The following is a 24889-nucleotide window of genomic DNA, read 5'->3' as shown; positions in this document are numbered from 1 at the left end:
AGGGCGGTATTTCACCGCCCTGAGCTTTCAGCAGACGCCGAAATCGCCGTCTTCTTTATACAGCGCCACATCCGCCGCCTTCAGCGTAAACTTCTCTCCCTGCTCATTGCTCGCCTGCACGGCAACGATTTGATCGTCATGCACTTCAACGACTTTCAGCTTTGGCCCGCCCATACGTGGCTGCACAACATCTCCAACAGTAAACATAATGTCCTCCTCGTTTTGGTATTTCTTACCTTAGCCCACGTCATCAGCCGGGTACAGGTGTAACGCGTGAATACCCCTTAATCGTTAGTCTAAGTGATTGTAAAAAGGGTAAAGGAGCGTAAAAGCAGACTTAAGGAATGGCACGACACGGTAAACTCGCTACGCTTAACGTTAAAACTTTTTTTAACAATGTTCTTTTTTTAGCTTGAATGGAGAAAGTATGGGTTTCTGGCGTATCGTTATTACTATTCTGATCCCGCCACTGGGTGTTCTGCTCGGTAAAGGTTTCGGCTGGGCGTTTATTTTGAATATCATTCTGACGCTACTGGGTTACATCCCGGGGCTTATTCACGCCTTCTGGGTGCAGAGCCGCGATTAAAAACGCGCGTTAATCACGCCACAGTAAATCGCTATATATCCCGGTCAGTACCCCCTGAGGCCCAAACTGCTGTTTGATCCAGCGGGTCACCTGGCCGGTCGCGGCATGCTGCGTGGCCAGCAGCATGCGCGAGTCCTGGCGCGGATTGTTAATGCGTCGCGTCACCAGAAGGCCGTCCTCTACGGCTTCCCGCGCCATATGTTCCGGTAAAAAACCAATTCCCTCGCCCAAAATCTGACACTGACATTTGGTGTTAAAGTCTGGCACCAGAATCGCCTCCTGCCCGTGCAGCAACCAGCCGACTTTTTTATTGATCGTATGCGCCGTGTCTTCGACCATGATATTGGGATAGAGGCGCAGCTGGCTCTCGGCAATCGGCTCGGGGGAAAACGCCAGCGGATGCTGGGGAGAGATAGCAAAAACCCAGCGAATCGCGCCGATTTCCGTGTAATCAATCCCGCCGCCGTCGAGCAGCGTATCCGGCGCGCCAATCGCAATATTGGCCTGATTATTAATGATCGAATCCCACACGCCGTTATACACCTCGGTGGTGACGGTGATCTGGCAGGTGGGGAACTGTTTTTTTAAGACCTGCAACAGCCGGGCGGTATGACGCGGTGTGTATAACAGCTGGTTGATACAGATCCGCACCCGCGCTTCGATACCCTGTGAAATGGTATCAATCCCGCGTTTGATGGCGTGGAAGTCATTGAGCAAATCCGTCGCTTTACGGTAAAAGTAAAACCCGGACTCCGTCAGCTCGATGCTGCGCGTATTGCGCACAAACAGCACCACGTCCAGCCCCGTCTCCATCCGTTTGATGGTGTAGCTGATGGCGGAAGTGGTCACGCCCAGCTCTTCGGCCGCTTTGCTAAAACTGCCGAAGCGTGCGGCGGCGGTAAAGGCCAGCAGGTTCTCTTCGGTAAATATCGAATTCATGGCGCAACCCCTCACATAAGCCCCGGCGGTATTGTTGAATCTATTTGTAATCGCCCGCAACGGCAATCAGTTTTGAACAATATTTAACACTACAGTTACATCTCATTTGAGCACTATCACACTTCTGCTCTTTTGTTTCAGGCCGCGCCAGGCAAGGCGTGTCGAGACATAAGCAGAATGCGCTTTTACGGCGGAAAAGGGTGTCAACGATAAGAAAAACATTGCACCGACGCACGTTTTGGCCTGACTGTTGATTTCCATTCAATAATCCCTGTCCTTACGATGAATGAAATTTAAGCGGATTCTTTTATCACGGGGCTGTTGCTATTCTCAGGTCATCAGAAATGAAAACATCGGAGTCTGAATATGTCTGCAAATGAACTCGTTACTGAATTTCTGCTGGCGGCAGAGCAGGGCAATCTGGATGCACTCAAAGCCTGTCTGGAAAAAGGGGTGGACATCAATGCCACCAATCGCCAGAAAAGAACCGCCATTATTATTGCCAGCCTGAAAAAGCATTATCCTTGCGTTGAATTCCTTATTTCCGCCGGTGCGGATATCGATAAACAGGACCAGACCTGTTTTAACCCGTTCTTAATTAGCTGCCTGACGAATGACCTCACCTTGCTGCGCATCGTCCTGCCGGCCAATCCGGATCTCGATCGCCTGTCACGCTTTGGCGGCGTGGGGATTACCCCCGCGAGCGAAAAAGGCCACGTGGAGATTGTCCGCGAGCTGCTGGCGCATACGGATATCAACGTTAACCACACCAACTTTGTCGGCTGGACGCCCTTGCTGGAAGCCATCGTCCTCAACGACGGCGGGGCGAAACAGCAGGAGATCGTCAAATTACTCCTCGACCACGGCGCCAATCCGCACATGACCGACAAATACGGGAAAACCCCGCTCGAACTGGCGCGCGAAAAAGGCTATCACGCGATTGCTGAACTGCTGTTAGCCGCCGGCGCGTAATGTCTTCGGCAAGCCGTTTCGGGCTTGCCTGACCTGAATTTTTTCACGTTTACCATCATGCCTTAATCATGATGGCGGCCCCCTTTTGCCCGCATTCGGGAGGAAAACATGCCCACCAAAATCGTTATTAAAAAGAATACCTATTTTGATTCTGTCTCACTGATGTCGGTCTCGACCAAAGCCAATAAATTGCCCGGTGTGGAACAGGCGTTTGTGGCGATGGCGACTGAAATGAATAAAGGCGTATTAAAAAACCTGGGATTATTAACGCCGGAATTGCAGGACGCTAAAAACGGCGACCTGATGATTGTGATTAAAGGCGAGGCCGCCAGTGACGAAACGCTGGCTGCCATCGAAGCCTTATTTACCCGTAAAGAGAGCGGCGGCGCGCACGAAGCCCGTTTCGCTACCCTCGCCAGCGCCAAAACGCATCGCCCCGACAGCAATCTGGCAGTGATCTCCGTCAACGGCCTGTTCGCCGCCCGCGAAGCACGCCAGGCGCTGGAAAACGATCTCAACGTGATGCTCTTCTCCGACAACGTCAGCCTCGACGACGAACTGGCCCTCAAGCAGCTGGCGCACCAGAAAGGTCTGCTGATGATGGGACCCGACTGCGGAACCGCCATTATCAACGGCGCAGCACTGTGCTTTGGCAACGCGGTACGTCGCGGGCCGATTGGCATCGTCGGCGCGTCGGGGACCGGCAGCCAGGAGCTGAGCGCGCGTATTCATGAGTTTGGCGGCGGAATTTCACAGCTGATCGGCACCGGCGGGCGCGATTTGAGCGAAAAGATCGGCGGCATGATGATGCTCGACGCCATCGACATGCTGGAAGCCGATGAAGCCACTGAAGTTATCGCGCTCATCTCCAAACCGCCTGCGCCGAAGGTGGCCGAAAACGTGCTGGCCCGCGCCCGCGCCTGCCGCAAACCGGTCGTTGTCTGCTTCCTCGGTCGCAACGAACCGCCAGCCGATGAAGAGGGTTTGCAGTTCGCGCGCGGCACCAAAGAGGCGGCCCTGAAAGCGGTTCTGCTCACGGGCATCAAAAAAGAGTCTCTCGATCTCCACCCGCTCAACTGGCCATTAATTGAAGAGGTGCGCGCTCGCCTCACGCCACAGCAAAAGTACATTCGCGGTCTGTTCTGCGGCGGCACCCTGTGTGACGAAGCGATGTTCGCGGCGCTGGAAAAATTCGACGACGTCTACAGCAACATTCAGCCGGACCCGACCAAACGTCTGGCGGATCTCAACGTCAGCCAGGCCCACACTTTCCTCGATTTTGGCGACGATGATTTCACCAACGGAAAACCGCACCCAATGATCGATCCGACCAACCGCATCAGCCGCCTGTTGCAGGAGGCGCGCGACCCGGAAGTGGGCGTCATCGTGATGGATTTCGTGCTCGGTTTCGGCTCTCACGAGGATCCGGTCGGGGTGATGATCGACGCCATCAAAGAGGCGCAGGCCATTGCCAAAGCGGACAACCGCCCGCTGGAGATCCTCGGCTACGTGCTGGGCACCGATCTGGATACTCCGTCCTTGTCGCAGCAGTGCCAGCTACTGACAGACGCAGGTGTGATCTGGGCGAGCAGCAGCACTAACACCGGATTACTGGCGCGTGAATTTGTCTGCAAAGGAGAGAAAGCCTGATGAAAACCTTATTTAACCAGCCGTTGAACGTCATTAACGTAGGCATCGCCCTGTTCAGCGAAGATCTGAAAAAACAGCACATCCCGGTCACGCAGCTCGACTGGACGCCGCCGGGGCAGGGCAATCTGCAGGTGGTCGAGGCGCTGGATCAACTGGCGCAGCCGACACTCGCCGGGAAAATTGCCGCCGCCAACAAAGTGGCATTGGAGCGGATTATTCAGTCCCATCCGGTGCTGGTGGGCTTCGACCAGGCCATCAACGTGGTGCCTGGCATGACCCCTACGACCATTCTGCACGCCGGGCCACCGGTGGCGTGGGAAAACATGTGCGGCGCGATGCGCGGTGCGGTGACGGGGGCGCTGGTGTTTGAAGGGCTGGCTGATTCTCTGAGCGACGCCGAACGCCTGGCGGCTTCCGGAAAAATTACGTTCTCGCCGTGCCATGAACACGACTGCGTCGGCTCAATGGCGGGCGTCACGTCGGCGTCGATGTTTATGCACATCGTCGAGAACAAAACCTACGGTAACCGCGCGTTCACCAACCTCAGTGAGCAGATGGCAAAAATCCTGCGCATGGGGGCCAACGATCAGAGCGTGATCGACCGTCTGAACTGGATGCGCGACGTGCTCGGCCCGATGCTGCGCGATGCGATGAAAATCATCGGCGAAATCGATCTGCGCTTAATGCTGGCCCAGGCGCTGCACATGGGCGACGAGTGCCACAACCGCAATAACGCGGGCACCACGCTGCTGATCCAGGCCCTGACGCCGGGGCTGATTCAGGCCGGTTATCCGGTAGAGCAGCAGCGTCAGGTGTTCGAGTTCGTGGCGAGCAGCGACTACTTCTCCGGCCCGACGTGGATGGCAATGTGCAAAGCCGCGCTGGATGCGGCGCACGGTATCGAATTCAGCACCGTCGTCACCACCATGGCGCGCAACGGCTATGAATTCGGCCTGCGCATTTCCGGCCTGCCGGGGCAGTGGTTTACCGGCCCGGCGCAGCAGGTAATCGGCCCGATGTTTGCCGGTTACAAGCCGGAGGACTCCGGTCTGGATATCGGCGACAGCGCCATCACCGAAACCTACGGCATCGGCGGGTTCGCGATGGCGACGGCTCCGGCAATTGTCGCGCTGGTGGGCGGTACGGTGGACGAAGCCATCGACTTCTCGCGGCAGATGCGCGAAATCACCCTCGGCGAAAACCCGAACGTCACCATTCCGCTGCTCTCGTTTATGGGCATCCCGACGGCGATTGATATCACTAAAGTTGCCGCCAGCGGCATCCTGCCGGTGATCAACACCGCCATTGCCCACAAAGACGCCGGGATCGGCATGATTGGGGCGGGCATCGTTCACCCGCCATTTAGCTGTTTTGAAAAGGCGCTGTTGACCTTCCGCGATCGCTACTTTTTATAAGGCAAGCATCCATGAAAAGCATGAAACTGGAGTGGAAAAGAGGTGACTGGGCGGCCTATTTCGGCCTGATGACCAACAACCTGACCAATTTGCTGACCATGATGGGGCTGCTCATTTTTGTCGTCGGCATCCCGAAAGAGATTGTTTATGGACGTATCGCGCCAGCCTTCGGGCTGGCGGTGCTGGTCGCCAGCATTTGCTACGCGTGGTTTGGCCTGCAGATGCAGCGCCAGACCGGGCGCACGGATGTGACGGCTCTGCCCTCTGGCCCAAGCGCGCCGTCCATTTTCACGGTGACGTTCCTGGTGCTGATGCCGGTTTACCAGCAGACCGGCGACGCGGATTTCGCCATCCAGATTGGTCTGGTGTGGTGCTTTGTTGAAGCGATGATTCTGGCGGGCGGCTCATTTTTAGGCGAAACCATCCGCAAGATGATCCCGCGCACCGTGCTGCTGTCATGCCTGTCCGGTTTAGGTCTGCTGCTGCTGGCGATGAACCCAATGCTGCAGGCGTTCGAAGCGCCGACGGTCTCATTTATCGTGCTGCTGCTGATCTTCATCAACTGGTTCGGCAAAAAACCGATCTTCGCCCGCATCCCGACCGGTCTGTTGTTGTTGATCGCCGGGACGGCGCTGGCGTGGATCTCCGGTCTGCAAAGCCCGGAAGCGATCAAAGCGTCCATGTCATCGTTCGGCTTTAACCCGCCGGAAGTCCACGTTGACAGTTTCATGCAAGGTCTGCCGCACGCCCTGCCGTACCTGGCCTCGGCGGTTCCACTGGGGCTGGCGAACTATATCTTTGACCTCGAAAACATCGAAAGCGCCCACGCGGCGGGGGACGAATACCCGACCCGGAAGGTGATGCTGGCGAACGGTCTGGCCTCCATGCTCGGCTGTCTGATGGGCAACCCGTTCCCGGTGACGGTCTACGTCGGTCACGCGGGCTGGAAAGCGATGGGCGCAAGCATTGGCTACACCCTGGCGTCGGGCGTCACCATGTTCATCGTGCCGCTTTTCGGGCTGGGGGCGTTTATGCTCGCCATCATTCCGATGACCGCCATCGTGCCGATTCTGGTGTTTATCGGCGTCGTCACCGCCAACCAGGTGGTGAGGGAAACGCCCAAAGTGGAGGTGCCCGTCATCTTTATCTGTCTGTTCCCGTGGATCGCCAACTGGGCGCTGACCATGATGAACAGCGTGATGGGCGCGGCGGGAACCAATGCGGCGAAAATCGGCACCGACGTGCTGCACAGCAAAGGCATCTACTACGAAGGGCTGGTGCATCTGGGCAACGGCGCACCGCTCGCCAGCATGCTCTGGGGTTGTATCGCGATCTTCGCCATCATCAATAAACCCCTGCGCGGAGCGATTGCCGCGGCGGTAGGGGCGCTGCTCGCTCTGTTCGGCGTGATTCACGCGCCGGTGGTGGGATTTGCCGAAGGCAGTTCGCTGATGTTTGTGACGGCGTACCTGATGATGAGCGGGATGTTCGTGGTGAAACATGTGCTGGACAGCCGCGAAGTCGCGCGGTCGGTCGCGCCGGTTTCTGAGTCCTGATAATGCCTGATCCCCTCACCCTTATCCTCTTCCAGAGGGAAAAGGGCCGGGTGAGGGGGCCAGACCGCACCCATAAAGGAAACACAATGAAAGAACTCATGGTCGTCGCCATCGGTGGTAACAGCATTATCAAAGATAACGCCAGTCAGTCGATAGAGCATCAGGCGCAGGCGGTCAAAGCGGTGGCGGAGTCGGTATTAGAGATGCTTGCCTCCGACTACGACATCGTCCTCACCCACGGCAACGGCCCGCAGGTGGGGCTTGATCTCAGGCGTGCAGAGATTGCCCACGAGCGCGAAGGGCTGCCCCTGACGCCGCTCGCCAACTGCGTGGCCGACACGCAGGGCGGGATCGGCTATCTGATCCAGCAGGCGCTGAACAACCGTCTCGCGGCGCGCGGGGAGCAAAAGGCGGTGACGGTGGTCACCCAGGTGGAAGTGGATCAACAGGATCCCGGCTTTACCCATCCGACTAAACCGATCGGTGCCTTCTTCAGCGAAGCCCAGCGCGATGAGCTGCAGCTCGCCCATCCGGACTGGCACTTTGTCGAGGATTCCGGGCGCGGCTATCGTCGCGTGGTCGCCTCGCCGCAGCCGGTGCGCATCGTTGAAGCCGACGCCATCAAAGCGCTGACGCAAAAAGGCTTTGTGGTGATCGGCGCCGGAGGCGGCGGGATTCCGGTGATTCGCACTCAAGAGGGGGACTATCAGAGCGTCGACGCGGTGATTGATAAAGATCTCTCCACCGCGCTGCTGGCGCGCGAAATCGCCGCCGATGTACTGGTGATCACCACCGGCGTTGAGAAGGTGTGCATCAACTTTGGCAAGCCGAACCAGCAGGCGCTGGATACCGTAAGCGTGGCGCAAATGACGCGCTACATGGAAGAGGGCCATTTCCCGGCGGGCAGTATGCTGCCGAAAATAGTCGCCAGTCTGGCGTTCCTGAAACAGGGCGGCAAACGGGTCATCATTACCTCGCCAGACTGCCTGCCTGCGGCGCTGCGCGGTGAGACCGGCACTCACATTGTGAATGCGTAAAAGAGCACTAAAAGGAAGATACGATGAAAGAGAATAAAAGCCGCCGTGAGTTTATCAGCCAGAGCGGCAAAATGGTCACTGCCTGCGCGCTGTTTGGCGCGACCGGCTCCGTCGCGTATGCTGCTGAGACAGCGAAGAACACCTGCGAGACGGGCAAAACGATGAACATCACCGCGAAACATTACTACCTCGACAACGTGCTGCTGGAGGCCGGATTTAACGTCGACGGCGATGTGGCAACCAGCACCCGTACCGAGCTTAAAACCCTGGAGATCCAGGACGGCAAAATCGTCGCCCTGCGTGACAACAAAAGCCATGCCGACAGCGCGCTGCCCCATTACGATGCGGGAGGCAAGCTGATGCTCCCGGCGATGCACGACATGCACATCCATCTGGACAAGACCTTCTACGGCGGCCCGTGGCGCTCGCTGAATCGCCCGGCGGGAACCACTATTCAGGATATGATCCGCCTCGAACAAAAACTGCTGCCCGAGCTGCAACCTTATACGCAGGAACGTGCGGAAAAGCTGATCGACCTGATTCAGTCCAAAGGCTCAACCATCGCCCGCAGCCACTGCAATATCGAACCGACCTCCGGCCTGAAGAATCTGGAAAACCTGCAGGCGGTGCTGGCGCGGCGTAAGCCCGGTTTTGACTGCGAAATTGTTGCGTTCCCGCAGCATGGGCTGCTGCTGTCAAAATGCGAACCGTTGATGCGTGAAGCGATGCAGGCCGGGGCGCACTACGTCGGCGGGCTGGACCCGACTAACGTCGACGGCGCGATGGAAAAATCTCTCGACACCATGTTCCAGATCGCGCTGGATTACGACAAAGGGGTGGATATCCACCTGCACGAGACAAGCCCCGCAGGCGTGGCGGCGGTGAATTATATGGTGGAGACGGTAGAGAAAACCCCAGCGTTAAAGGGAAAGCTGACCATCAGCCACGGCTTTGCGTTGGCGACGCTTAACGAACAGCAAGTGGATGCCCTCGCCACGCGCATGGCGGCGCAGCAAATCACCGTCGCCTCGACCGTGCCGATTGGCACCTTACACATGCCGCTCAAACAGCTGCGCGACAAAGGCGTATTTGTGATGACGGGCACCGACAGCGTGATCGACCACTGGTCGCCGTACGGTCTGGGAGACATGCTGGAAAAAGCGAATCTGTATGCGCAGCTCTACATCCGTCCGAACGAGCAAACGCTGTCCCGCGCGCTGGGCATTGCGACTGGCAACGTACTGCCACTGAACGACAAAGGCGAACGCGTGTGGCCGAAAGCGCAGGATGCCGCGAGTTTTGTGCTGGTGGACGCCTCCTGCTCGGCAGAAGCCGTTGCGCGCATTTCCCCGCGAACCGCGACGTTCCATAACGGGAACCTGGTGTGGGGCACCGTGAGCTAACAGTGCGCCGGGTGACGGTTACGCCTTGCCCGGCCAACAAAACCCAAACCCTGCGATATACTGCTACGCATATTCACCAAGAGGGATCTGCGATGGCACAAAATATCTACGACAATCCGGCGTTTTTCGAGGGCTACGCCCAGCTTCCGCGCTCGGTGCAGGGGCTGGACGGCGCACCGGAATGGCCGACGCTCAAATCCATGCTGCCCGATCTGGCCGGTAAAACGGTCATCGATCTGGGCTGCGGTTACGGCTGGTTCTGCCGCAGCGCGCGTGAACTCGGCGCGGCGCAGGTGACGGGCGTCGATATCTCCGAGAAAATGCTCGCCCGTGCCGCCGAGCTTACCGCCGATCCCGCCATCACGTATCTACGCCGCGATCTCGAGGATGTGAAACTGGAAGACAACAGTCTCGATCTGGTTTACAGCTCGCTTGCGCTGCACTATCTGCCGGAACTCGATACACTTTTTCGCCACGTTCAGCGTGCGCTCAAACCCGGCGGCAGCCTGGTCTTTTCGATGGAGCATCCGATCTACACCTGCGCTTCGCGCCAGGGCTGGCTGACGGATGACAACGGCGAGCGGTTCTGGGGAGTGAATCAGTATCAGCAGGAGGGACAGCGCGTCAGCAACTGGCTGGCGGACGGCGTGATCAAATATCACCGCACGCTTGGCACGACGCTGAATGCGCTGATTCACGCAGGTTTAAGCCTTCGCGAAGTCAACGAGTGGGGGCCAACGCAGGCGCAGATTGACGCCTGGCCCGCGCTGGCCGAAGAAGCGGAGCGACCGATGCTGGTGTTGATCGCCGCCATTAAGCCTCAGTAACCGACTTTATAAACCCGGCCACTCTGCACGCCTTCCACGCTGCGGCGATAGGCCAGCGCGACGGTGGCGGCAGGCACGCTTTCAAAGCCGGGGAAGAATCCGTCGTAGGCTTCGGCGGATTCGGTCAGCACTGTTGGGCTAATCAGGTTGATACGAATGCCGCGCGGCAGTTCGCAAGCCGCAGCGCGCACAAACCCTTCGAGCGCCACATTCACGGTGGTGGCGTTCACCCCCTGGGCAATCGGCTCGTGGGCGACAATCCCGCTGATCAGGGTAATTGACCCGTCTTCGTTCAGGTAGTGCTGTCCGGTAAGCGCCAGGCGCACTTGCCCCAGCAGCTTATCCTGCAAACCCTGGTTGAAATCGCTGTCTTTCATGGTCGCCAGAGGGCCAAAATGCAGCCCGCCGCTGGCCGAGACAATCGCATCCACCGGGCCGATTTTTTCGAACAGGGCCTGCACGCTCTCCTGCGAGGTAATATCCACCTGCTCATCACCCTGCGTGCGGCCAACGCGAATGACCTCGTGTTTACGGCTGAGCTCTTCTGTCACGGCGCGGCCAACCGTACCGCTGGCACCAATAATGACGATTTTCATAGCAGACTCCTTCATGTTGTGAGCCTCCATTCTTTAATAAAACAGAATTCGGATAAACTGGGCTAAAGTTAGAGGATTACTAACCAGGGGTTTGCAATATGGATAAGCTTCGCGGCATGGAGACTTTTATCGCCGTGGTCGAAAGCGGCAGTTTTACGCTGGCGGCGAGTCGGCTGGAGATGTCGGCGGTGATGGTTGGAAAGTACATTGCCCTGCTGGAGACGCAGCTCGGCACGCGTCTGCTGGAGCGCAACACGCGCCGCCAGAGCCTGACAGACGCCGGGCGGGTGTTTTACGACGAGGCGAAACGGGTGCTGGAGCAGGTGTCGATTGCCGAAAGCGCCGTGGAGCGCCTGCGTGCAGCCCCGGCTGGCACGCTGCGCGTCAGCGCGCCGACCTCCTTTGGCGGGTGTGTCATCGCGCCGCTCACGGCGACCTTTCTTCAGGCGTGGCCGGAGGTGCGCGTCGAGCTGGATCTGACCAACCGGATGGTGGACATGGTCAACGAGGGCTTCGATCTGGCGATCCGTATCGGTGATATTCGTAACGACGATCTGGTCGCGAAATATCTCTGTCCTTACCGGATGGTGATCTGCGCGGCGCCGGACTATCTGGCGCGCCACGGCACGCCGCAAACGCCTGCCGATCTGGTCGATCATCTGTGCCTGTCGCATACGGTCTGGACCGCGCGCAACGAGTGGCGGCTGCCGGGCGTGGAAGGGGAGGTGCGCTGGAAGCGCGATGCGATCCTGCGCTGTAACGACGGATATGGGTTACGCACGGCGGCGGTGGCCGGGGCGGGTTTGTTATTACAACCGGAAGTGCTGGTGGCCGACGAGCTGGCGAGTGGACGGTTGATCCGCGTGCTGGCGCCTTTCACACCGCAGCCGAGACCAGTGCACCTTCTCTGGCGCCAGGATTTACGCCCGTTGCCGAAACTGACGCAGTTTATTGCACACCTTGTTCAGCATGTGTCGACAATAGCCCCTCTCCCGTAGAGAGGGGCAGGGCAGAATTAGAAGCGATACCCGACGCCGACGTTCCAGCCATTAATCGAGTGGCTGCCGTCGATATCGGCGTTCGTCCCTTCGTAACCGACGTTAACGGCCAGTTCGTCGGTTGGGTTAAATTGCACTCCCGCGCCGTAAGCAAAAGAGGTCGATTTTTCAGAGAGGCTGTCTTTTTGCGTATAGCCGTCGCCCGCGTTCACCCATTTGGTATCCACATCGGCTTTGGTATGTGCCACCCCGCCCAGCGCATATAACGAAACATATTCATTAATGCGATAAGCCGGACCGGCCATCAGGGAATAATATTTTACGTCGATATGATTTTTGACGGAATCAGAATCGACATAATATTTCTGGTCGTCATCGCCGCTCATATAGGTGAAAGAACCGATGACGCTGAGCGGGGAGTCCCATTCGTAGCGATATTGTGCGTTAACACCGCGAATATTTTTAAAGTTCTCAACTTTGCTCTGCGCATAGCCAAGAGAAACCGTGTGGTTATCCGCAAGAGCTGCGCCGCTGGCAAGGCTTGCCGCCACGCATACCGCCAGAGATATTTTTTTCATTTTCCGTAATCCTTATGCCGTTATTTTATTGTGGGTCACGCCGGTGTAATCCGGCAAATATGTCATGGACATTCCATGGCAAATGAAACGGTTAAAATTGTTGGTTTTTTTGGCAGGTGATGAAATGGGAATTAATCCTAAAGCCCGGAATATTCCTGGTGTATCCCTCCCCTATATTGGTAGGGGAGGGAGTGGTTTTATTTAGGGCGCAATCCGCTGGCGCTTTTATTTCGTTAATTGCATTTTCCGGTCGGGGCTTTTAAGGGGCCACATTGACCAAAATCGAGTAACACATAGCCTTTTTCCATCATGCAATTCTCAAGATGGGCTATTCGCTTGTCGTGCTGTGCCATCGTTTCGCCTCCGACAAGCTGATTACGGTTAAATGGCTGCGTGTCAGGATCAATTTTTTTGTCTAAACCACAGGCGTAAAGATCCTGTTTGCGCTGCGCCGTATTGGTATGTCCGAGAGTGCCTTTTTTCTGGATGGTCTGGACATAGGGGACGTACTGATAATTCGTCGAATCCAGATCGGCAACAACGCATCCGGTTAAGTAAAGAGGACAAAGTAAAAGTAAGCCGCGACGTAATGTCATTGTTTTAACCTCATTTGGATGCATTAAAGATAAAGTCCAGCAACTCAGGCGAAACCATTTCGGACATGGCGAAAGGCGTGGCCAGAGGAATCGCGACAACGGTCCAGGTATTTGCCGCGGTTTCCGTTAACGGGTTACGCCCGCGGGAAGTATTCCCTTCGCTGTCATAAAAACCAGGCACTTGACCGCCGATATAATCATGCGTACCGGCATAAGACTCGACGATGGTGTCACCAATATCCCCCCAGAATGTGCCCGGCTTGTATTCACCGAAGGGGACCAATAATCCTCCGGTTCCCTGGAATCCACCCGTAGGTCCAAAGAGGCTTGCCGCTTCAGGGCTTTTTTTCAGGAAAGCATCAATGGTCGGATATTCGGCATTGCCTTTATAAATGACCCTGCCATTTTCATCACGCAGAAGCACTTTGCCCGCGTCATCAGCCGTCGAGCAGCGTTCATTGGCTGTACCACAGATCACGTCCAGACCAACCCTGACACCGCCGGCTTTAATGCCATCATAGAGACCATTGCTCTCGCCTGAAACATTGCTGTAGGACTTTTCGGTGTCTGCTATACCCTCGAAGATCAGGGAGTTTTTGATGGTCTCTTCACGCATTTTTGTGGCGGCCAGTGCCAGCGTGCCCTGAGTGATGGCGGTATCCGGCGATCCGGCGACGATCCCCACCAGGGTTTGCAGGAAGCGTCGCTGATATTGCAGTTTATAGACTGCCGTCAGCGCCTCTTGTTGCTTCGCTTTATCGCCCGAATCTATAGCCTGTTTCAACGCAGCTTGTGCCGTCGCCTGCTGCGCGTCCAGCAGTTGCCCAATCTGATTATTCGCATTTTCTTTGAAATCACGCGTCACGCGCACCTGCAAATTCAGCTCTTTAAACACGTCGTCTTTATCGAAGTTATTCTCAAGGCGACCGGAATTCGCCGCCGCCGTTTCGGTGGTGATGTCCGTTTTAATGCCGTCGATCGGCTGTGTTTGCCCGTCAGGGCGGGTGATTGTGACATTCTCGGTGTTGATCCCGCTACGGGTGACGGAGCTGTCGCTGCCGCTGTCATGCCCAATCCCAAAGCTCGTGCTCTTGTTGAGGGAGGCATAGCCCTGTGCCGGGACATAAGAACCATCGTCGGTGCGCACGGTTTTGCTGCTTTGCGGCGTGGCGTTATCGCCCAGCCCAAAATCGGTATTCATGCTGGTGGCTCCCCCGACGGCAAACCCGTTGCCTTCGTACTCCGAGCTGTTATGAATATCGCTCCAGCTTAGCGTGCCGGTGCTGAACTGGTTATTTCCCGCCAGCTCCGCGCTCTCGCTGGAGGTAATCAGGCCACCCTTAAGGTCCGTGTGATCCTTCACGTTGATCTGATAGCCATCGGTCCCCGCGAACACGCCGGATTGCTCCTGCACCGAGGCGTAATCGGCATTGACCTTCGACTGCCCGTAATTGCCTGATGCCGCAAAGCCGAAGCCCACCGTGACCTGTCCGCCGGCATTCATCTGCTTACCGTCGTATTTCATGGTGTCCTGCAGGCTTTCGATATTCAGGTTGTCGGCGGTGATATCCACCCCTTTGCCCAGCAGCTGGCCGCCACGCAGGGTGGTGGTGCCGCCGCTGATAATCTGGGTCTGACCGTCCATATCACCGACATGGCTGTTGCGCCAGGAGACCTCATCGCCGTTGCCGTGGCCTTTGCCGACGTTCGCGCCAGCGGTGACGCCAAACGAGGCTCCGCCCTGGCCGTAGCTCACTGCCACACCGGCATTCCAGCCGCTGGACTGGTTATCGTCCCGCTCGTGACGCTCCTGTTTTGCCGCCACAATATTAATGTCGTTGTCGGCAAAGAGGGTGGTGCCCTGTTTGCCGCTGACATCGGAGCCAACGATATTGATATTCGACTGTTCGCCGCCGGTTGCCACCACCACCGCCTGTTTACCGGCGTTAACGGTGCTTGCCAGCGCGCTGGTGCTGTTGACCTCTTCCGTATTGGTCTGCTTACTTTGGCCATAGGTGAGCGACACGCTCACGTTCTGCGCCACGGCCTGCGCGCCGTTCGCCATTAGCCCCTGCGCGGTGTTCATCATCGCGCTGGCAGCACGGGCGCTGTCCCATGCCGCGTTGGCGGCAGCCAGCATGTTGATGCGGTCGTCATTGCTTTTGCCCACGTCCTGCGCGGTTTCCAGCGCGCCGCGAGCCGCCATCACCACCGGTACGTTAACGGCCAGGGTAAAGCCTTTTTGCTCGACGGTCCGTTTGTACTGCGACGCATAGGTGTCCTGCGCCGCCTCGATGGTGACGTTTTTCCCCTGAATCGCGACGTTGCCGTTCGGGGAGGAGACCGAACTGCCGGTCTGACGGTAGTCGTTGCCTGCCAGCATCACCGTATCGCCCTGCAGACTGCCCACCATCGCCCCCTGGCCCGCCAGCGCCTGGCTGGCCTGATCGGTGGTCTCTTTATGGGAGCCGACGGTAAAGCCAATCCCACCGGAGCTTAACAGCCCCGATTTTTTCTCCTGCCTGAGATGCGTCTGGTCATTGCGTCCGCCCATGCTGGTGAGGGTCAGATCGTTACCGGCTTTAAGCGCAACGTTTCCGCTGCCGACGACGCTACTTCCCGCGACCGTCAGGTCATTTCCGGCGATGACTTGCACGGTATTGGCGCTCAGTTCGCTGCCCTGAACGGTCTGTTTGTCCACCGTGTCACGGGTCGTGGTGGTGGTTTTCGACATCCAGCCGTTGCCGCCCACCACTTTATGCCGCTCGTCGAGCTGGCTTTCGTTGAGCACGCCTTCGATGTTGATATCGCGTGCTGCACCGAGCGCCAGCGCCCCGTCGGATTTAACCGAGGCTCCGCGCGCGTTGATGTCATTTCCTGCCGCCAGCGTCACGCCGCCGGTACCGCTGATGCTGCTACCGGTCTGATCGACGCTGCGCTGGTTGAGGGTATTGTCCGCATCCCAGATCAGTTTATCGCTGCGGGCGGTGGTAACCGTGTTGAGATTCAGATCCCGCCCGGCCACCAGCTGCGCTTTGCCGTTCTCGCCGCTGGCGATCACCTGCGCGCCTGTCAGGGTAATATCGCGCCCGGACTGCAGCGCCAGTTTGCCGTCATCGTCCTGAACGTAGATGCCGGATACGCTGTCGATGGTGGTGCGCGTAAAGCGGTTTTCACCGTTAACACTCTCTGCGCTGTTCACGGTGCTGGTGACGTTGATATCCCGGCCCGCCGTAGCCTGCAGGCTGCTGCCGCCCACGATGGCCCCGCCAATGTTATTGATATCCGTACGGGCGTTGAGGTTAATGTCTGCCGCCTGCAGGGTACCGGTCTGGTTGGTGATGTTATTCGCATCGAGCTGAAGCACTTTGCGTCCGGCAATGGTACCGCTGTTAAAGAGATCGCCATTGAGCTTCATCGACACGTTGTTCCCGGCAATCAGCGCGCCAGAGCCGTCAATATCGCCCTGTTTCACTTTGGCGTAGACCTGCGGCACCAGCACGTTTTGCATCGAGCCGTCCGGCATTTTCACCCGGGTATTCACCAGCCAGACGATATCGCCCGTGAGGAGCGCCATCTGTTCTGGTGTCAGCGCCACGCCGAGCTTCAGTGAATACTGTTTCCCGAAGGTGATCCCCTTATCCATCAGGGATTTAAACTGCTCTTCGTCGTTGCTAAACCCGTCCAGATAGCGCTGGCCGGTGATGCCAATCACCTGTTCGCGCACCAGACGCTGCTCGTAATACCCATCACCCAGGCGCTTCAGGGTGTTATCGCTGTCACCGGTTAAGGCGTTTTGCATATAGTCGCTGCCGAGCCACTGCTTTTCGTTAGTGAAGCGCGGGTCTGTTTCTACCAGATAAGGCACGTCCGATGACGGATTGACCTTAAACAGGCTGTTATCCGGCAGGGTGGTGTTTGGACCGATAATGCGAATGGCGCCGTCGGCAGGGGTCACTTCAAACTGCTGACCCGCCGGTGGCGTGACCGGCTCGCCGGGGGATACGGTCTGCTGCGGCGACGCGCTGACGCCTCCCGCCTGGCCGATCGCCGTATCAGTGCCCTGCAATACCAGCGGCGTGATGCTCAGGTTGCTGCCCTCGACGCTGCCGTTACTCACCAGTTGGCCTGGCTTTAAGGCAATGCTCTGGATCGCGGTCGGCGGGGTGTAGAGAGTGCTGCGACGCCCCTGTTCGTCGTCACCTTTGTGGCGGATGCGGTAGTAATGCGTCACGTAACCCGCGTCGGTGGTGTGCCGTTCGCCCGCGACATCGTCGTTAAGCACCGTGCCCATGGCGTCGGTCGAGAGTGTTCCGCCTGCAATAACCTGGCTCTTATCGTTAAACAGCCGATCGCCCGTCAGCGTCATGTTGCCGCCCGAGAGAATTTTCGCCGGATCGCTCTGTTTGATGCGGGTCTCTTCGATAGTGCGGGTGTAGTTATACTCGTTGAAATCGTCGTGCCCGTGGCCGCTCAGCTCCGGCGTATTGAGGTTGCGCAGGCCGTCTGAGGAGTTGCCATCTATCCAGACACCCTCGTCGCCCGCTTTCCAGCGGTTGGTGGAGCCTGAGTGCTGGTACTCGGTTAACGGCTCCTGAGAAACCAGTACGATCTCGGTCGCGAAATCGTCATTGATGTTGTTGATCTGCCCGGCGGCGAGCGACATATCCCCGGCAGACTCAATGGTGGCGCTGTGGTTATTGATTGCCGCCGCGCGTCCGATCGCGGCGCCGCTCTCGTCCAGCGCGCCGCCGACCCACAGGGTGCCTGCGCTATAGATCAGGGCGTGCGCCTGGTTGTTGAGGGTCTGCACGCCGAGGTCCACGCGCTCGCGTCCGGCAAGCGTTGCCGCCGTACCGTTTTCCGCCAGATTGTTAAAGGTGATAGCGTTAACGCCCACCGCGTCGCCATAGAGACGCCCGGTGCCGATATTATTCAGCGTTTCGGCATTAATGCGGGTGTGGATGCCATCGATCAGGCCGTAGTTCACCAGCATGCCGGTGGTCAGGGTATTGGTGCCGGCGTTGATTTCACCGCTGGCGCTATTGGTGAGACTGGCGCTCTGCACGTTGAGCGCGCTGCCCGCCAGCAGTTTCCCGCTGTTGGTCAGAGCGCCCGGAGTCGTGAAGGTGAGATTGCCGTTAGCGATGACCGCGCCGCTGTTGTTCAGGCCGTTTTCGCTGCTCAGATCCATATTCCCGAGCGAGAGCAACTGGCCGCTGCCGTCGATAGTTTGCGCATGCAGATTCAGCGTTTGACCCGCTTTCGCCGTTCCCCCCTGGTTGATGAGGTTCAGCCCGCTACCGGCAATATCCAGCAAGCCGGATGATGCCAGCGCGCCGGAACTGTTGTCCAGCGTACCGGTATTGCGAATGGTCAGGGTCGTGTCGGCCAGCAGGCTGCCGTTCTGGTTGGCGATCGCGTCGGTTTTCAGCGTCACCAGTTGGCCTTCAAGGCCCTGGTTTTCAGCCAGCGTGTTCTGATTGACGAAGGTGATCGCATTTAGCGTCACGCTCTGCCCGCCGCGAATCAAACCGGAGACGTTATCCACCACGCCGCGCGCGCTGTCGATCAGCAGATCGCCCACCGACTGGATCTGCCCGCCGCTGTTTTGCAGGTTATCCGAGTGCAGCGCAGTGGTGGATTCGCCAATCACGCGCCCGCCGCTGCGGTTGTCCATCTGGAGGGTGGCGATGTCTGCCGCACCTTTCGCCGCCAGCGCGCCCGCCTGGTTATCGAGCGTACCGGTGGAGAGATCAAGCGATCCCAGGCTGTTGAGCGTCCCGCTGTTATTACTCAGGCTGGCCGTGGTGATCTGAACGCCATCGCCCTGCAACAGTCCGGCCTGATTGAGTAACTGGCTGGCAGGGGCGAGTGTCAGGTTTTCACCTGCCGCCAGCTGCCCGCCAGCGTTGTTGAGCGTTTCGCCGCTGAAGGCGAGGCTTTTCCCGGCGAAAGTCTCGCCGTGGCTGTTATCCAGCACTCCGCCGGTGAGCGTCATCGCATCGACGGCTTTTATCGCACCGCCCTGATTCACCAGCGTGTTAAAGCGGGCGGTGACACTCTGGTTAGAGCCGATCTGACCAGAGCGGTTATCCATGTCGCTGCCGTCCAGCGTTAAGGCGCCCTGACTGGCGAGAAAACCGTTCTGATTATCCAGCGCGCCGCTGGTGACGCTGAGCGCGCCGTGGGAGAGCAGGGCGCCGGACTGGTTGTTCAGGCTGCCGTCGTTCAGCGCGATTGTCGCGCCATCGGCCACAATCACCCCCTGCTGGTTATCGACACCGGCGGCGTCGATGTGCTGGCTTTTTGCCGCTTCGATGCGCCCTCCGGCGTTGCGAAGCGTCTGCGCGCTGTGGATCTCACCGTCGCCTGCGGCGGCGGAGATAAGCCCCCGCTCGTTATTCAGGGAGCCGGTATCGATGCGGGTTTTCCCCGCCACAGCAACCACCTGGCCGCCCGTGTTGTTCAGCGATTGCGCGTGCAGAGACACACCCTGCGTCGCGGCGATCTGCCCTTGCTGGTTATCGATCTCGCCCTTGAGATCCATCGCCAGCGCGTTTTTCCCGCTCTGAATCACTTTTCCCTGTTGGTTGGAGAGGTCATGTGCACTGAGATTAACCGTCTCGGCGCTGAGGGAACCGCCGCTGTTGTTAAGGCGTTTTCCGGTCCGGGCCGTGAGTTCATTGGCACTGACCTGCGCGCTGGCGGTGGTGAGATCGCCTGCGCCGCCGTCGAGCAACACGCGTTTGCCTTGGGTCTGGCTGCCGCTGATATCCACACCCTGACCTGTCACGCTGATGTCGCCGCCTGCCAGCGTCTGGCCGTGGGCGTTCAGTTGACCGTTGCTGCTCAGGGTTAAATTCCCTGCGCTTGCCAGTTTGCCATCGTTTTTCACCCCGGCGGCCAGCACGCTGTTTTTCTCACTGGTGAGCGTAGCGGCTTTCACCTGAGCGTTATTTCCCGCCGTGAGCGCGCCCCGGTTAGCGAATTCGCCGGTGGTCTGGACCGCCACGTTTTCACTGCCCCGAATGACGCCGCTGTTTTCGATGCGCCCGTCGGCGGTGAGGGTCACGCTACCGGCCTGGGCACCCATCGCCCCGGCGTTACGCACGCCGACCCCTTTTTCCGTCCCGACCATGCGGATTTTACCGGCATACATTCCGCCGAGACTGGCGACATCCACCGCCAGCTGCGGTCGCGTGGCGATGTCATCGGCGCCTTTTTCAATGCGTTCATGCGCGGCATCGACGTTGTTGCGCCCGGTGGTGACTTTCAGATCCTTGGCCCACAGCCCGGCATTCACTTTGACCGAGCGGGCGATGATATCGGTGTAATCCGCGCCGGAGGTGTCCATCCCGGCACCGTCCACCACCACTTCACCGCGTTCCACGTTGTACCCGGTGAGATTGCCGTTGGTCATCTGCGCCTGGCCGGTGGTGAGCGTCGCGCGGTTGGCGTTGATAAAACCGCATCCGCTACAGGTAATACCCGACGGGTTGGCGATCACCACCTGCGCTTTTTTCCCCGCGACTTCAATCATGCCGTTCAGTTTGCTCGGGTCGCGGGAGCTGACTTCGTTCAGAATCACTTTCGCTTCGCCCTTGGCGAGCCACGGGTTGCCCGACACCATGCCGCCCAGCTGCGTCTGGGTATTTTTATGCGAGTTATTGAGGATTGCGCCTTTCTGGCTGACGTCAAACTGGGTGTAGTTATTGCGCGACACCCCGGCTTTGGAAGGGGTCTGGATATTCACCTGCGGCGTACCGTTGGCGCTGCTGATCACCGTCGGCTGCTGGTTTTTTGGCGCCCCCGCGTTGGCCACAATATTGGCCTGCGCCGTCTGTATCGCACCCATCGCCAGCCAGAGACTCAGACTCATGGCACTGATTTTACCGATAAGCTGGCTGTGGGTATGACCGATCCCGGCGGCACGCGTGGTCCCGGCGCGACCCGAACGGGCAATATCCGCCACCACCATCAGCATGCCGCGCGCTTTGTTGAAGACGATACGATACAGATTCTTATTCATGGGTCGTTCCTTTAAACGCTTGCGGCAGCGGGGCGGCGAGCGGGTGGTTCAGTTGCCAGCGTTGTGCGGCTTCTCGGGTGACGTGTTTGCCGTGGAACATCACGACGCGCTTGCCGCGCTCGGCACCACGGTGATACAGCGCCCGCCAGCAGTGTTCGGCAAAGAGGTCGTGGCGAATCAAGGTTTGCATGGCGCGGGTATGGCCGAAGGGGGCAATCCAGTCGCAAAACCAGATGCGGTCGCCGCTATCCCAGTCCTCTTCTTTCATCTCTATGGACGGACGCGTGAGGAAGCGGGCTTCCGCCTCTTCGTTCAGCCACGCCCAGCTGAGAAAGAACACCGGGCGTTCGTTCTCCACCACCAGCACGTACTGCTGGCGTTTGATGATGGGCAGCAGGAGCGTCGGCAGGGCATGCAGGGGCGCATCCCGGTGCATGGGCGAGTGCATCCACAGCCAGACGGTGGCCCCCAACACTTCGGCTTCGTTTTGTTCGCCCCCGAGGAGCAGCGGGGCTTTGATATCCAGATTGCCTATGCGCATTACCAGCTCCAGTTGAGGTTGAACCCCAGGGTGAGGGAACTGGTGTGGAACCCGTCAGGTTTTGAGAATGGCGTGCCTGCAAACAGGTCATAGCCGGTGTTGAAGGCGCTTCCGCGCAGGCCCACAACGCCGCCGGCCAGATGCTTGCCGATCAGCGGGTCTGAGCTGTAGCCGCCGACTTCACCGTAGTCGGCACCCAGGTAAAGCTCCTGATTGGGCAGCGGCGTGCTCCAGCCCAGATCGTTACGCACATACCAGCCGTGGCTGGCGTTCAGGGTGCGCTCACCGTCAAAGCCTCGCACCGTCCAGCGGTTGCCGATGGCGAATTGATCCTGCGGCGTCAGCGGTGTGTTGCTTATCTGGCGCAGGTACTGAACGTTGTAACGGAACTGCTGCGAGCCAATTTCAAACGGTAAATCGAGCTGGGCGTTGAGCTGGAGGATTTTGCTGAGCGCCGTGGCCTCGCCAAACGCCTCCTCGGGTGCCGGCTGAGCGCCGAACCAGCGGGTGCCGCGCTGATAGCTCACCCCCGCATCCACGCTGGCCTGGCCGATATAGTGGCGGTGCTGTAACCCCAGACGCCAGCCTGCCGTCTGCCTGCGCTGGACGCCCACTTCCGTGTCATCCACATAGTTGCGCGTTTCTCGCGCCAGCACGTCCGCCGTCAGGGTCGTTTTCTGCGAACCGCTGCGGTGCAGCACGCGGCTGAGCTGTACGTCCAGGTTTTTGCTTTTACCGCTGTAGCGGTAATCCTGATTCTGGCCTGCAACGGTCTGGTGATAATCGTAATCACTGCCGGTCACGCCCAGCGTCCAGTAGCCAAACGGCACAGAATAGTGGCCGGTGTAGTTCTTACTGCCTTTGCCGCCGTGATCGTTGAGGTCGTGGCTGGCGGAGACGTACAGCAGATCGCTGAGTGAGAAAGGATTATCCAGCGACAGCGTCACGCCGCCCTGATAGCGCCCGGTGGTCTCGGTGCCCGCGTCATCCAATGACAAGCCCAGACGCCACATTTTTGACTGCTTGCGGGTGATCACCACGTCGCTTTCGCCGGGCTGTTCGCCGGGAACAATTTCCATGCTCGCTTCTACGGTCGGCAAGCGCTGAAGGTTCTCCAGCCCCTGTTCGATATCGCGCAGATCCAGCAGGTTACCCTCGTGCGCCGGGAAGCTGCTGTAGAGCTGAATATAATCGTCGCTGTCCTCCGTGAGCCGGACGTGGCGGATATAGCCCGGCACAATTGCCAGCTTCAGCGTGCCGCTCTTAAGATCTTGCGTGGGCGCCAGCACGCGGGTAGTGATCCAGCCGTGGTCGACGAGGCGGTTTTGCATCGTGCTCATGAGCAGGTTGATGCCTTTTCCGCCCAGACAACGCCCCTGCGCCTGGTCGGCAATTCGCTGCAGCGGTAGCCAGCGGGGAAGCGCGTCCTGCCCGGTGAGGGTCACATTGCGAATGGGAAAGCAGGGCGTTTCGACAGGAAAGGCGATTTTGCCAAAGCTGGATGACGGCTCGGAGAGACGCACATCGGGCACGGGCGGGGTGAGTTGCTGTTCCAGCGCTTTCTGGCGTTGCTGCTGAATAATAAATTGATTATCCGGCTCGGCGGCGTGAGCAGGAAGCAGGAAAGACAACCCTGCGGCGGTTGATATTATTATGGCGAATTGGGATCGGGCTATCATCGGACATTCCGTGCTGTGTAAGCAAAATGGATGCAATGTGAATTTGTGTAAGATTGTTTAAATATTGAAGAGTGAATAAAAGGGGGATTAATCCTAAAGGACGGGATATACCGGTGTGCGTTATCCCTAATTCTGGTAGGTGAGTCTGCGCGCGGGAATAAAAAGGATTGAGAAGAACGATATCGCTATATACCCCTGGTGACGTTAAGTGAAATAAATCCCTTTATTCTGAATGCCTGCGACACACATAGCGGGCAGGCAAAAGAGATAAATGCACGCTGACCTCCCGAAACGGCGGATCTGACTTACTATTAAGGCAGATTTCCGTGCGTTCTTCCGGCATAGAAGACGAGGGGCACAGAGGATTAGGCTTAATACTCAATGGCCTATAAAAGGCAGGCGAAACGGTTGAGGTGATAAATGTCGAGTCTGAAAGACGAACAAGAGGCATTGCCTGGCGTGAAGGAAAATCGTTTTGCCCTCACCCTGGAGGCGCGATTTCGCCAGGTGGGATTTGCGATTTTATTACTTATTTTACTGCTGGCGCTGGGCGGTTTCTTTTCTACGGGATATTTCAGTTCGGCAGAAAAAACAAATAATAACCAGACATTACATCTTTATTACGAGCGTTTTGGGCGGCTGCAAACAGAATTTAAACTCAGGGCAACAGTCCCCCCATCAAATACCGGACACTATATTTTTCGTTTCGACGGCGATGTCAGGGATAATTTCCAGCCCGGCACCTTCTCACCCCAGCCCGATCGGATGTACAGCCAGGGAAAAGCCCTCGTCCTGGTTTACAACACAATCAAAAGTCAGCGTGATTTCTCTGTGACCCTGTACCTCACACCCACGACGCCCGGAAAAGCGGTGAACCGGATAACCGTTAACGATGAGCCGGAAATCGCTTTCTGGCAGTTTATTTATCCCTAGGAGCGCAATATGGAGATGGTCTTTCGGGCACTGGCGATCTACCTGATTTTGCTGGTGGTGTTTAAAGTGGCGGGGCGTCGGGCGTTATTGCAGATGACCAGCTTTGATCTGATCTTATTGCTGATTATCAGCGAAGCCACACAGCAGGCGCTGCTGGGGAATGATTTTTCGGTGACTGGCGCGATGATCACCATCGTGACGCTGGTGGTGGTGGATATTCTCTTTGGCCTGATGAAGAAAACCTTTGCCGGGGCGGAGGACGTGCTCGATGGCTCCCCTGTGATCCTGGTGGAAAATGGGATGCCTCTGACGGATAAGCTGCGGAAAGTGGATGTCTCCTGCGATGATATTCTGGTCGCAGCGCGGCAGAACCAGGGCATCACCGAGTTCAGCAAAATCAAATACGCTATTCTGGAGCGCAACGGTCACATTTCAATCATTCCGCAAGAGCGTGATTAATCCGGGCAAAAAAGCAGTAAATGTGATGATCACTGCCCCGCAGATGTGTTACTAACACCATGTAGTCACTAAAAAAACAGAAAAACAGGGTA

20 protein-coding genes are annotated in these 24889 nt (G+C 57.9%); 11 read left to right on the top strand and 9 right to left on the bottom strand.

Annotated elements, in window-relative coordinates:
- Positions 1-27: 27 nt before the first annotated feature.
- Positions 28-207, bottom strand: coding sequence for a hypothetical protein (locus ABIE11_RS11715; RefSeq protein WP_100779201.1), 180 nt, complete (start codon positions 205-207; stop codon positions 28-30).
- A 220-nt stretch (positions 208-427) separates the two neighbouring features.
- Between ABIE11_RS11715 and ABIE11_RS11710 the strand changes: the two genes are divergently transcribed.
- Positions 428-586 (top strand): YqaE/Pmp3 family membrane protein, encoded by a 159-nt coding sequence (locus tag ABIE11_RS11710; RefSeq protein ID WP_100779202.1) that lies wholly within the window; start codon positions 428-430, stop codon positions 584-586.
- 9 nt (positions 587-595) lie between these two features.
- Here the strand turns inward: ABIE11_RS11710 and ABIE11_RS11705 are convergent, their stop codons facing one another.
- A complete protein-coding gene (locus ABIE11_RS11705) occupies positions 596-1525 on the bottom strand; it encodes a LysR substrate-binding domain-containing protein (protein WP_100779203.1) in 930 nt (309 codons plus the stop codon).
- A gap of 102 nt (positions 1526-1627) precedes the next feature.
- Positions 1628-1786, bottom strand: coding sequence for a hypothetical protein (locus tag ABIE11_RS11700; RefSeq protein WP_429184556.1), 159 nt, complete (start codon positions 1784-1786; stop codon positions 1628-1630).
- A gap of 105 nt (positions 1787-1891) precedes the next feature.
- Here ABIE11_RS11700 and ABIE11_RS11695 point away from each other — a divergent pair, with 105 nt between their 5' ends.
- The 7 genes from ABIE11_RS11695 (at position 1892) to ABIE11_RS11665 (ending at position 10385) form a co-directional block, all read left to right on the top strand.
- Positions 1892-2497 carry an ankyrin repeat domain-containing protein gene (locus ABIE11_RS11695; protein ID WP_100779204.1) on the top strand — a complete coding sequence of 202 codons (606 nt, stop codon included), beginning with the start codon at positions 1892-1894 and terminating at the stop codon, positions 2495-2497.
- A 108-nt stretch (positions 2498-2605) separates the two neighbouring features.
- Complete coding sequence (gene fdrA, locus ABIE11_RS11690) at positions 2606-4147, top strand: acyl-CoA synthetase FdrA (RefSeq protein ID WP_429184555.1); 1542 nt, start codon at positions 2606-2608, stop codon at positions 4145-4147.
- Entirely contained in the window at positions 4147-5562 is a 1416-nt protein-coding gene (locus ABIE11_RS11685; RefSeq protein WP_429184554.1) for a DUF1116 domain-containing protein, read from the top strand. Before fdrA ends, ABIE11_RS11685 begins: the two co-directional genes overlap by 1 nt.
- A gap of 11 nt (positions 5563-5573) precedes the next feature.
- Positions 5574-7118 (top strand): xanthine permease, encoded by a 1545-nt coding sequence (locus tag ABIE11_RS11680; RefSeq protein ID WP_129035021.1) that lies wholly within the window; start codon positions 5574-5576, stop codon positions 7116-7118.
- 86 nt (positions 7119-7204) lie between these two features.
- Complete coding sequence (locus tag ABIE11_RS11675; RefSeq protein ID WP_429184553.1) at positions 7205-8155, top strand: carbamate kinase family protein; 951 nt, start codon at positions 7205-7207, stop codon at positions 8153-8155.
- 23 nt (positions 8156-8178) lie between these two features.
- The gene (locus ABIE11_RS11670) at positions 8179-9558 is read left to right on the top strand and encodes an amidohydrolase family protein (RefSeq protein WP_429184552.1); all 1380 of its coding nucleotides are present in this window, start codon (positions 8179-8181) and stop codon (positions 9556-9558) included.
- Positions 9559-9650: 92 nt separating this feature from the next.
- The gene (locus tag ABIE11_RS11665; protein ID WP_429184551.1) at positions 9651-10385 is read left to right on the top strand and encodes a class I SAM-dependent methyltransferase; all 735 of its coding nucleotides are present in this window, start codon (positions 9651-9653) and stop codon (positions 10383-10385) included.
- On the opposite strand, the gene ABIE11_RS11660 is transcribed toward ABIE11_RS11665, so the two are convergent.
- Positions 10379-10996 carry a short chain dehydrogenase gene (locus ABIE11_RS11660; protein ID WP_429184550.1) on the bottom strand — a complete coding sequence of 206 codons (618 nt, stop codon included), beginning with the start codon at positions 10994-10996 and terminating at the stop codon, positions 10379-10381. The genes ABIE11_RS11665 and ABIE11_RS11660 overlap by 7 nt on opposite strands.
- An 83-nt stretch (positions 10997-11079) precedes the next feature.
- On the opposite strand from ABIE11_RS11660, the gene ABIE11_RS11655 reads away from it, so the two are divergent.
- The gene (locus ABIE11_RS11655) at positions 11080-11979 is read left to right on the top strand and encodes a LysR family transcriptional regulator (protein WP_100779212.1); all 900 of its coding nucleotides are present in this window, start codon (positions 11080-11082) and stop codon (positions 11977-11979) included.
- Between the two features lie 17 nt (positions 11980-11996).
- Here the strand turns inward: ABIE11_RS11655 and ABIE11_RS11650 are convergent, their stop codons facing one another.
- The 5 genes from ABIE11_RS11650 to ABIE11_RS11630 all read right to left on the bottom strand — a co-directional run bounded on the left by ABIE11_RS11650 (position 11997) and on the right by ABIE11_RS11630 (position 23405).
- A complete protein-coding gene (locus ABIE11_RS11650) occupies positions 11997-12557 on the bottom strand; it encodes an Ail/Lom family outer membrane beta-barrel protein (protein ID WP_429184549.1) in 561 nt (186 codons plus the stop codon).
- 233 nt (positions 12558-12790) lie between these two features.
- Positions 12791-13153, bottom strand: a complete 363-nt coding sequence (locus tag ABIE11_RS11645) for a hypothetical protein (protein ID WP_102105397.1) — start codon at positions 13151-13153, stop codon at positions 12791-12793.
- A gap of 10 nt (positions 13154-13163) precedes the next feature.
- Positions 13164-21185, bottom strand: a complete 8022-nt coding sequence (locus tag ABIE11_RS11640) for a hemagglutinin repeat-containing protein (protein ID WP_429184548.1) — start codon at positions 21183-21185, stop codon at positions 13164-13166.
- Positions 21178-21726 carry a toxin-activating lysine-acyltransferase gene (locus ABIE11_RS11635; protein WP_100779216.1) on the bottom strand — a complete coding sequence of 183 codons (549 nt, stop codon included), beginning with the start codon at positions 21724-21726 and terminating at the stop codon, positions 21178-21180. The genes ABIE11_RS11640 and ABIE11_RS11635 overlap by 8 nt, the downstream gene beginning before the upstream one ends.
- Positions 21726-23405 (bottom strand): ShlB/FhaC/HecB family hemolysin secretion/activation protein, encoded by a 1680-nt coding sequence (locus ABIE11_RS11630; protein WP_429184547.1) that lies wholly within the window; start codon positions 23403-23405, stop codon positions 21726-21728. The genes ABIE11_RS11635 and ABIE11_RS11630 overlap by 1 nt, the downstream gene beginning before the upstream one ends.
- Before the next feature lie 420 nt (positions 23406-23825).
- Here ABIE11_RS11630 and ABIE11_RS11625 point away from each other — a divergent pair, with 420 nt between their 5' ends.
- Both ABIE11_RS11625 and ABIE11_RS11620 read left to right on the top strand, forming a co-directional pair.
- Positions 23826-24338 carry a hypothetical protein gene (locus tag ABIE11_RS11625; protein ID WP_429184546.1) on the top strand — a complete coding sequence of 171 codons (513 nt, stop codon included), beginning with the start codon at positions 23826-23828 and terminating at the stop codon, positions 24336-24338.
- A gap of 9 nt (positions 24339-24347) precedes the next feature.
- Positions 24348-24797 (top strand): DUF421 domain-containing protein, encoded by a 450-nt coding sequence (locus ABIE11_RS11620; RefSeq protein WP_102105394.1) that lies wholly within the window; start codon positions 24348-24350, stop codon positions 24795-24797.
- The last annotated feature ends 92 nt before the right edge of the window (positions 24798-24889 follow it).

Source organism: Lelliottia sp. 489 (assembly GCF_050435885.1).
GTDB classification, from domain to species: Bacteria; Pseudomonadota; Gammaproteobacteria; order Enterobacterales; family Enterobacteriaceae; genus Enterobacter; species Enterobacter nimipressuralis.
Note: the sequence above shows the minus strand (reverse complement) of the source record. Positions and strands in the feature narration are given on the sequence as shown.

Excerpts from the sequence above, each read along its gene's own strand:
- ABIE11_RS11715 (WP_100779201.1), bottom strand. The coding sequence starts at position 207 with ATGTTTACTGTTGGAGATGTTGTGCAGCCACGTATGGGCGGGCCAAAG.
- ABIE11_RS11710 (WP_100779202.1), top strand. The coding sequence starts at position 428 with ATGGGTTTCTGGCGTATCGTTATTACTATTCTGATCCCGCCACTGGGT.
- ABIE11_RS11705 (WP_100779203.1), bottom strand. The coding sequence starts at position 1,525 with ATGAATTCGATATTTACCGAAGAGAACCTGCTGGCCTTTACCGCCGCC.
- ABIE11_RS11700 (WP_429184556.1), bottom strand. The coding sequence starts at position 1,786 with ATGGAAATCAACAGTCAGGCCAAAACGTGCGTCGGTGCAATGTTTTTC.
- ABIE11_RS11695 (WP_100779204.1), top strand. The coding sequence starts at position 1,892 with ATGTCTGCAAATGAACTCGTTACTGAATTTCTGCTGGCGGCAGAGCAG.
- fdrA (WP_429184555.1), top strand. The coding sequence starts at position 2,606 with ATGCCCACCAAAATCGTTATTAAAAAGAATACCTATTTTGATTCTGTC.
- ABIE11_RS11685 (WP_429184554.1), top strand. The coding sequence starts at position 4,147 with ATGAAAACCTTATTTAACCAGCCGTTGAACGTCATTAACGTAGGCATC.
- ABIE11_RS11680 (WP_129035021.1), top strand. The coding sequence starts at position 5,574 with ATGAAAAGCATGAAACTGGAGTGGAAAAGAGGTGACTGGGCGGCCTAT.
- ABIE11_RS11675 (WP_429184553.1), top strand. The coding sequence starts at position 7,205 with ATGAAAGAACTCATGGTCGTCGCCATCGGTGGTAACAGCATTATCAAA.
- ABIE11_RS11670 (WP_429184552.1), top strand. The coding sequence starts at position 8,179 with ATGAAAGAGAATAAAAGCCGCCGTGAGTTTATCAGCCAGAGCGGCAAA.
- ABIE11_RS11665 (WP_429184551.1), top strand. The coding sequence starts at position 9,651 with ATGGCACAAAATATCTACGACAATCCGGCGTTTTTCGAGGGCTACGCC.
- ABIE11_RS11660 (WP_429184550.1), bottom strand. The coding sequence starts at position 10,996 with ATGAAGGAGTCTGCTATGAAAATCGTCATTATTGGTGCCAGCGGTACG.
- ABIE11_RS11655 (WP_100779212.1), top strand. The coding sequence starts at position 11,080 with ATGGATAAGCTTCGCGGCATGGAGACTTTTATCGCCGTGGTCGAAAGC.
- ABIE11_RS11650 (WP_429184549.1), bottom strand. The coding sequence starts at position 12,557 with ATGAAAAAAATATCTCTGGCGGTATGCGTGGCGGCAAGCCTTGCCAGC.
- ABIE11_RS11645 (WP_102105397.1), bottom strand. The coding sequence starts at position 13,153 with ATGACATTACGTCGCGGCTTACTTTTACTTTGTCCTCTTTACTTAACC.
- ABIE11_RS11640 (WP_429184548.1), bottom strand. The coding sequence starts at position 21,185 with ATGAATAAGAATCTGTATCGTATCGTCTTCAACAAAGCGCGCGGCATG.
- ABIE11_RS11635 (WP_100779216.1), bottom strand. The coding sequence starts at position 21,726 with ATGCGCATAGGCAATCTGGATATCAAAGCCCCGCTGCTCCTCGGGGGC.
- ABIE11_RS11630 (WP_429184547.1), bottom strand. The coding sequence starts at position 23,405 with ATGATAGCCCGATCCCAATTCGCCATAATAATATCAACCGCCGCAGGG.
- ABIE11_RS11625 (WP_429184546.1), top strand. The coding sequence starts at position 23,826 with ATGTCGAGTCTGAAAGACGAACAAGAGGCATTGCCTGGCGTGAAGGAA.
- ABIE11_RS11620 (WP_102105394.1), top strand. The coding sequence starts at position 24,348 with ATGGAGATGGTCTTTCGGGCACTGGCGATCTACCTGATTTTGCTGGTG.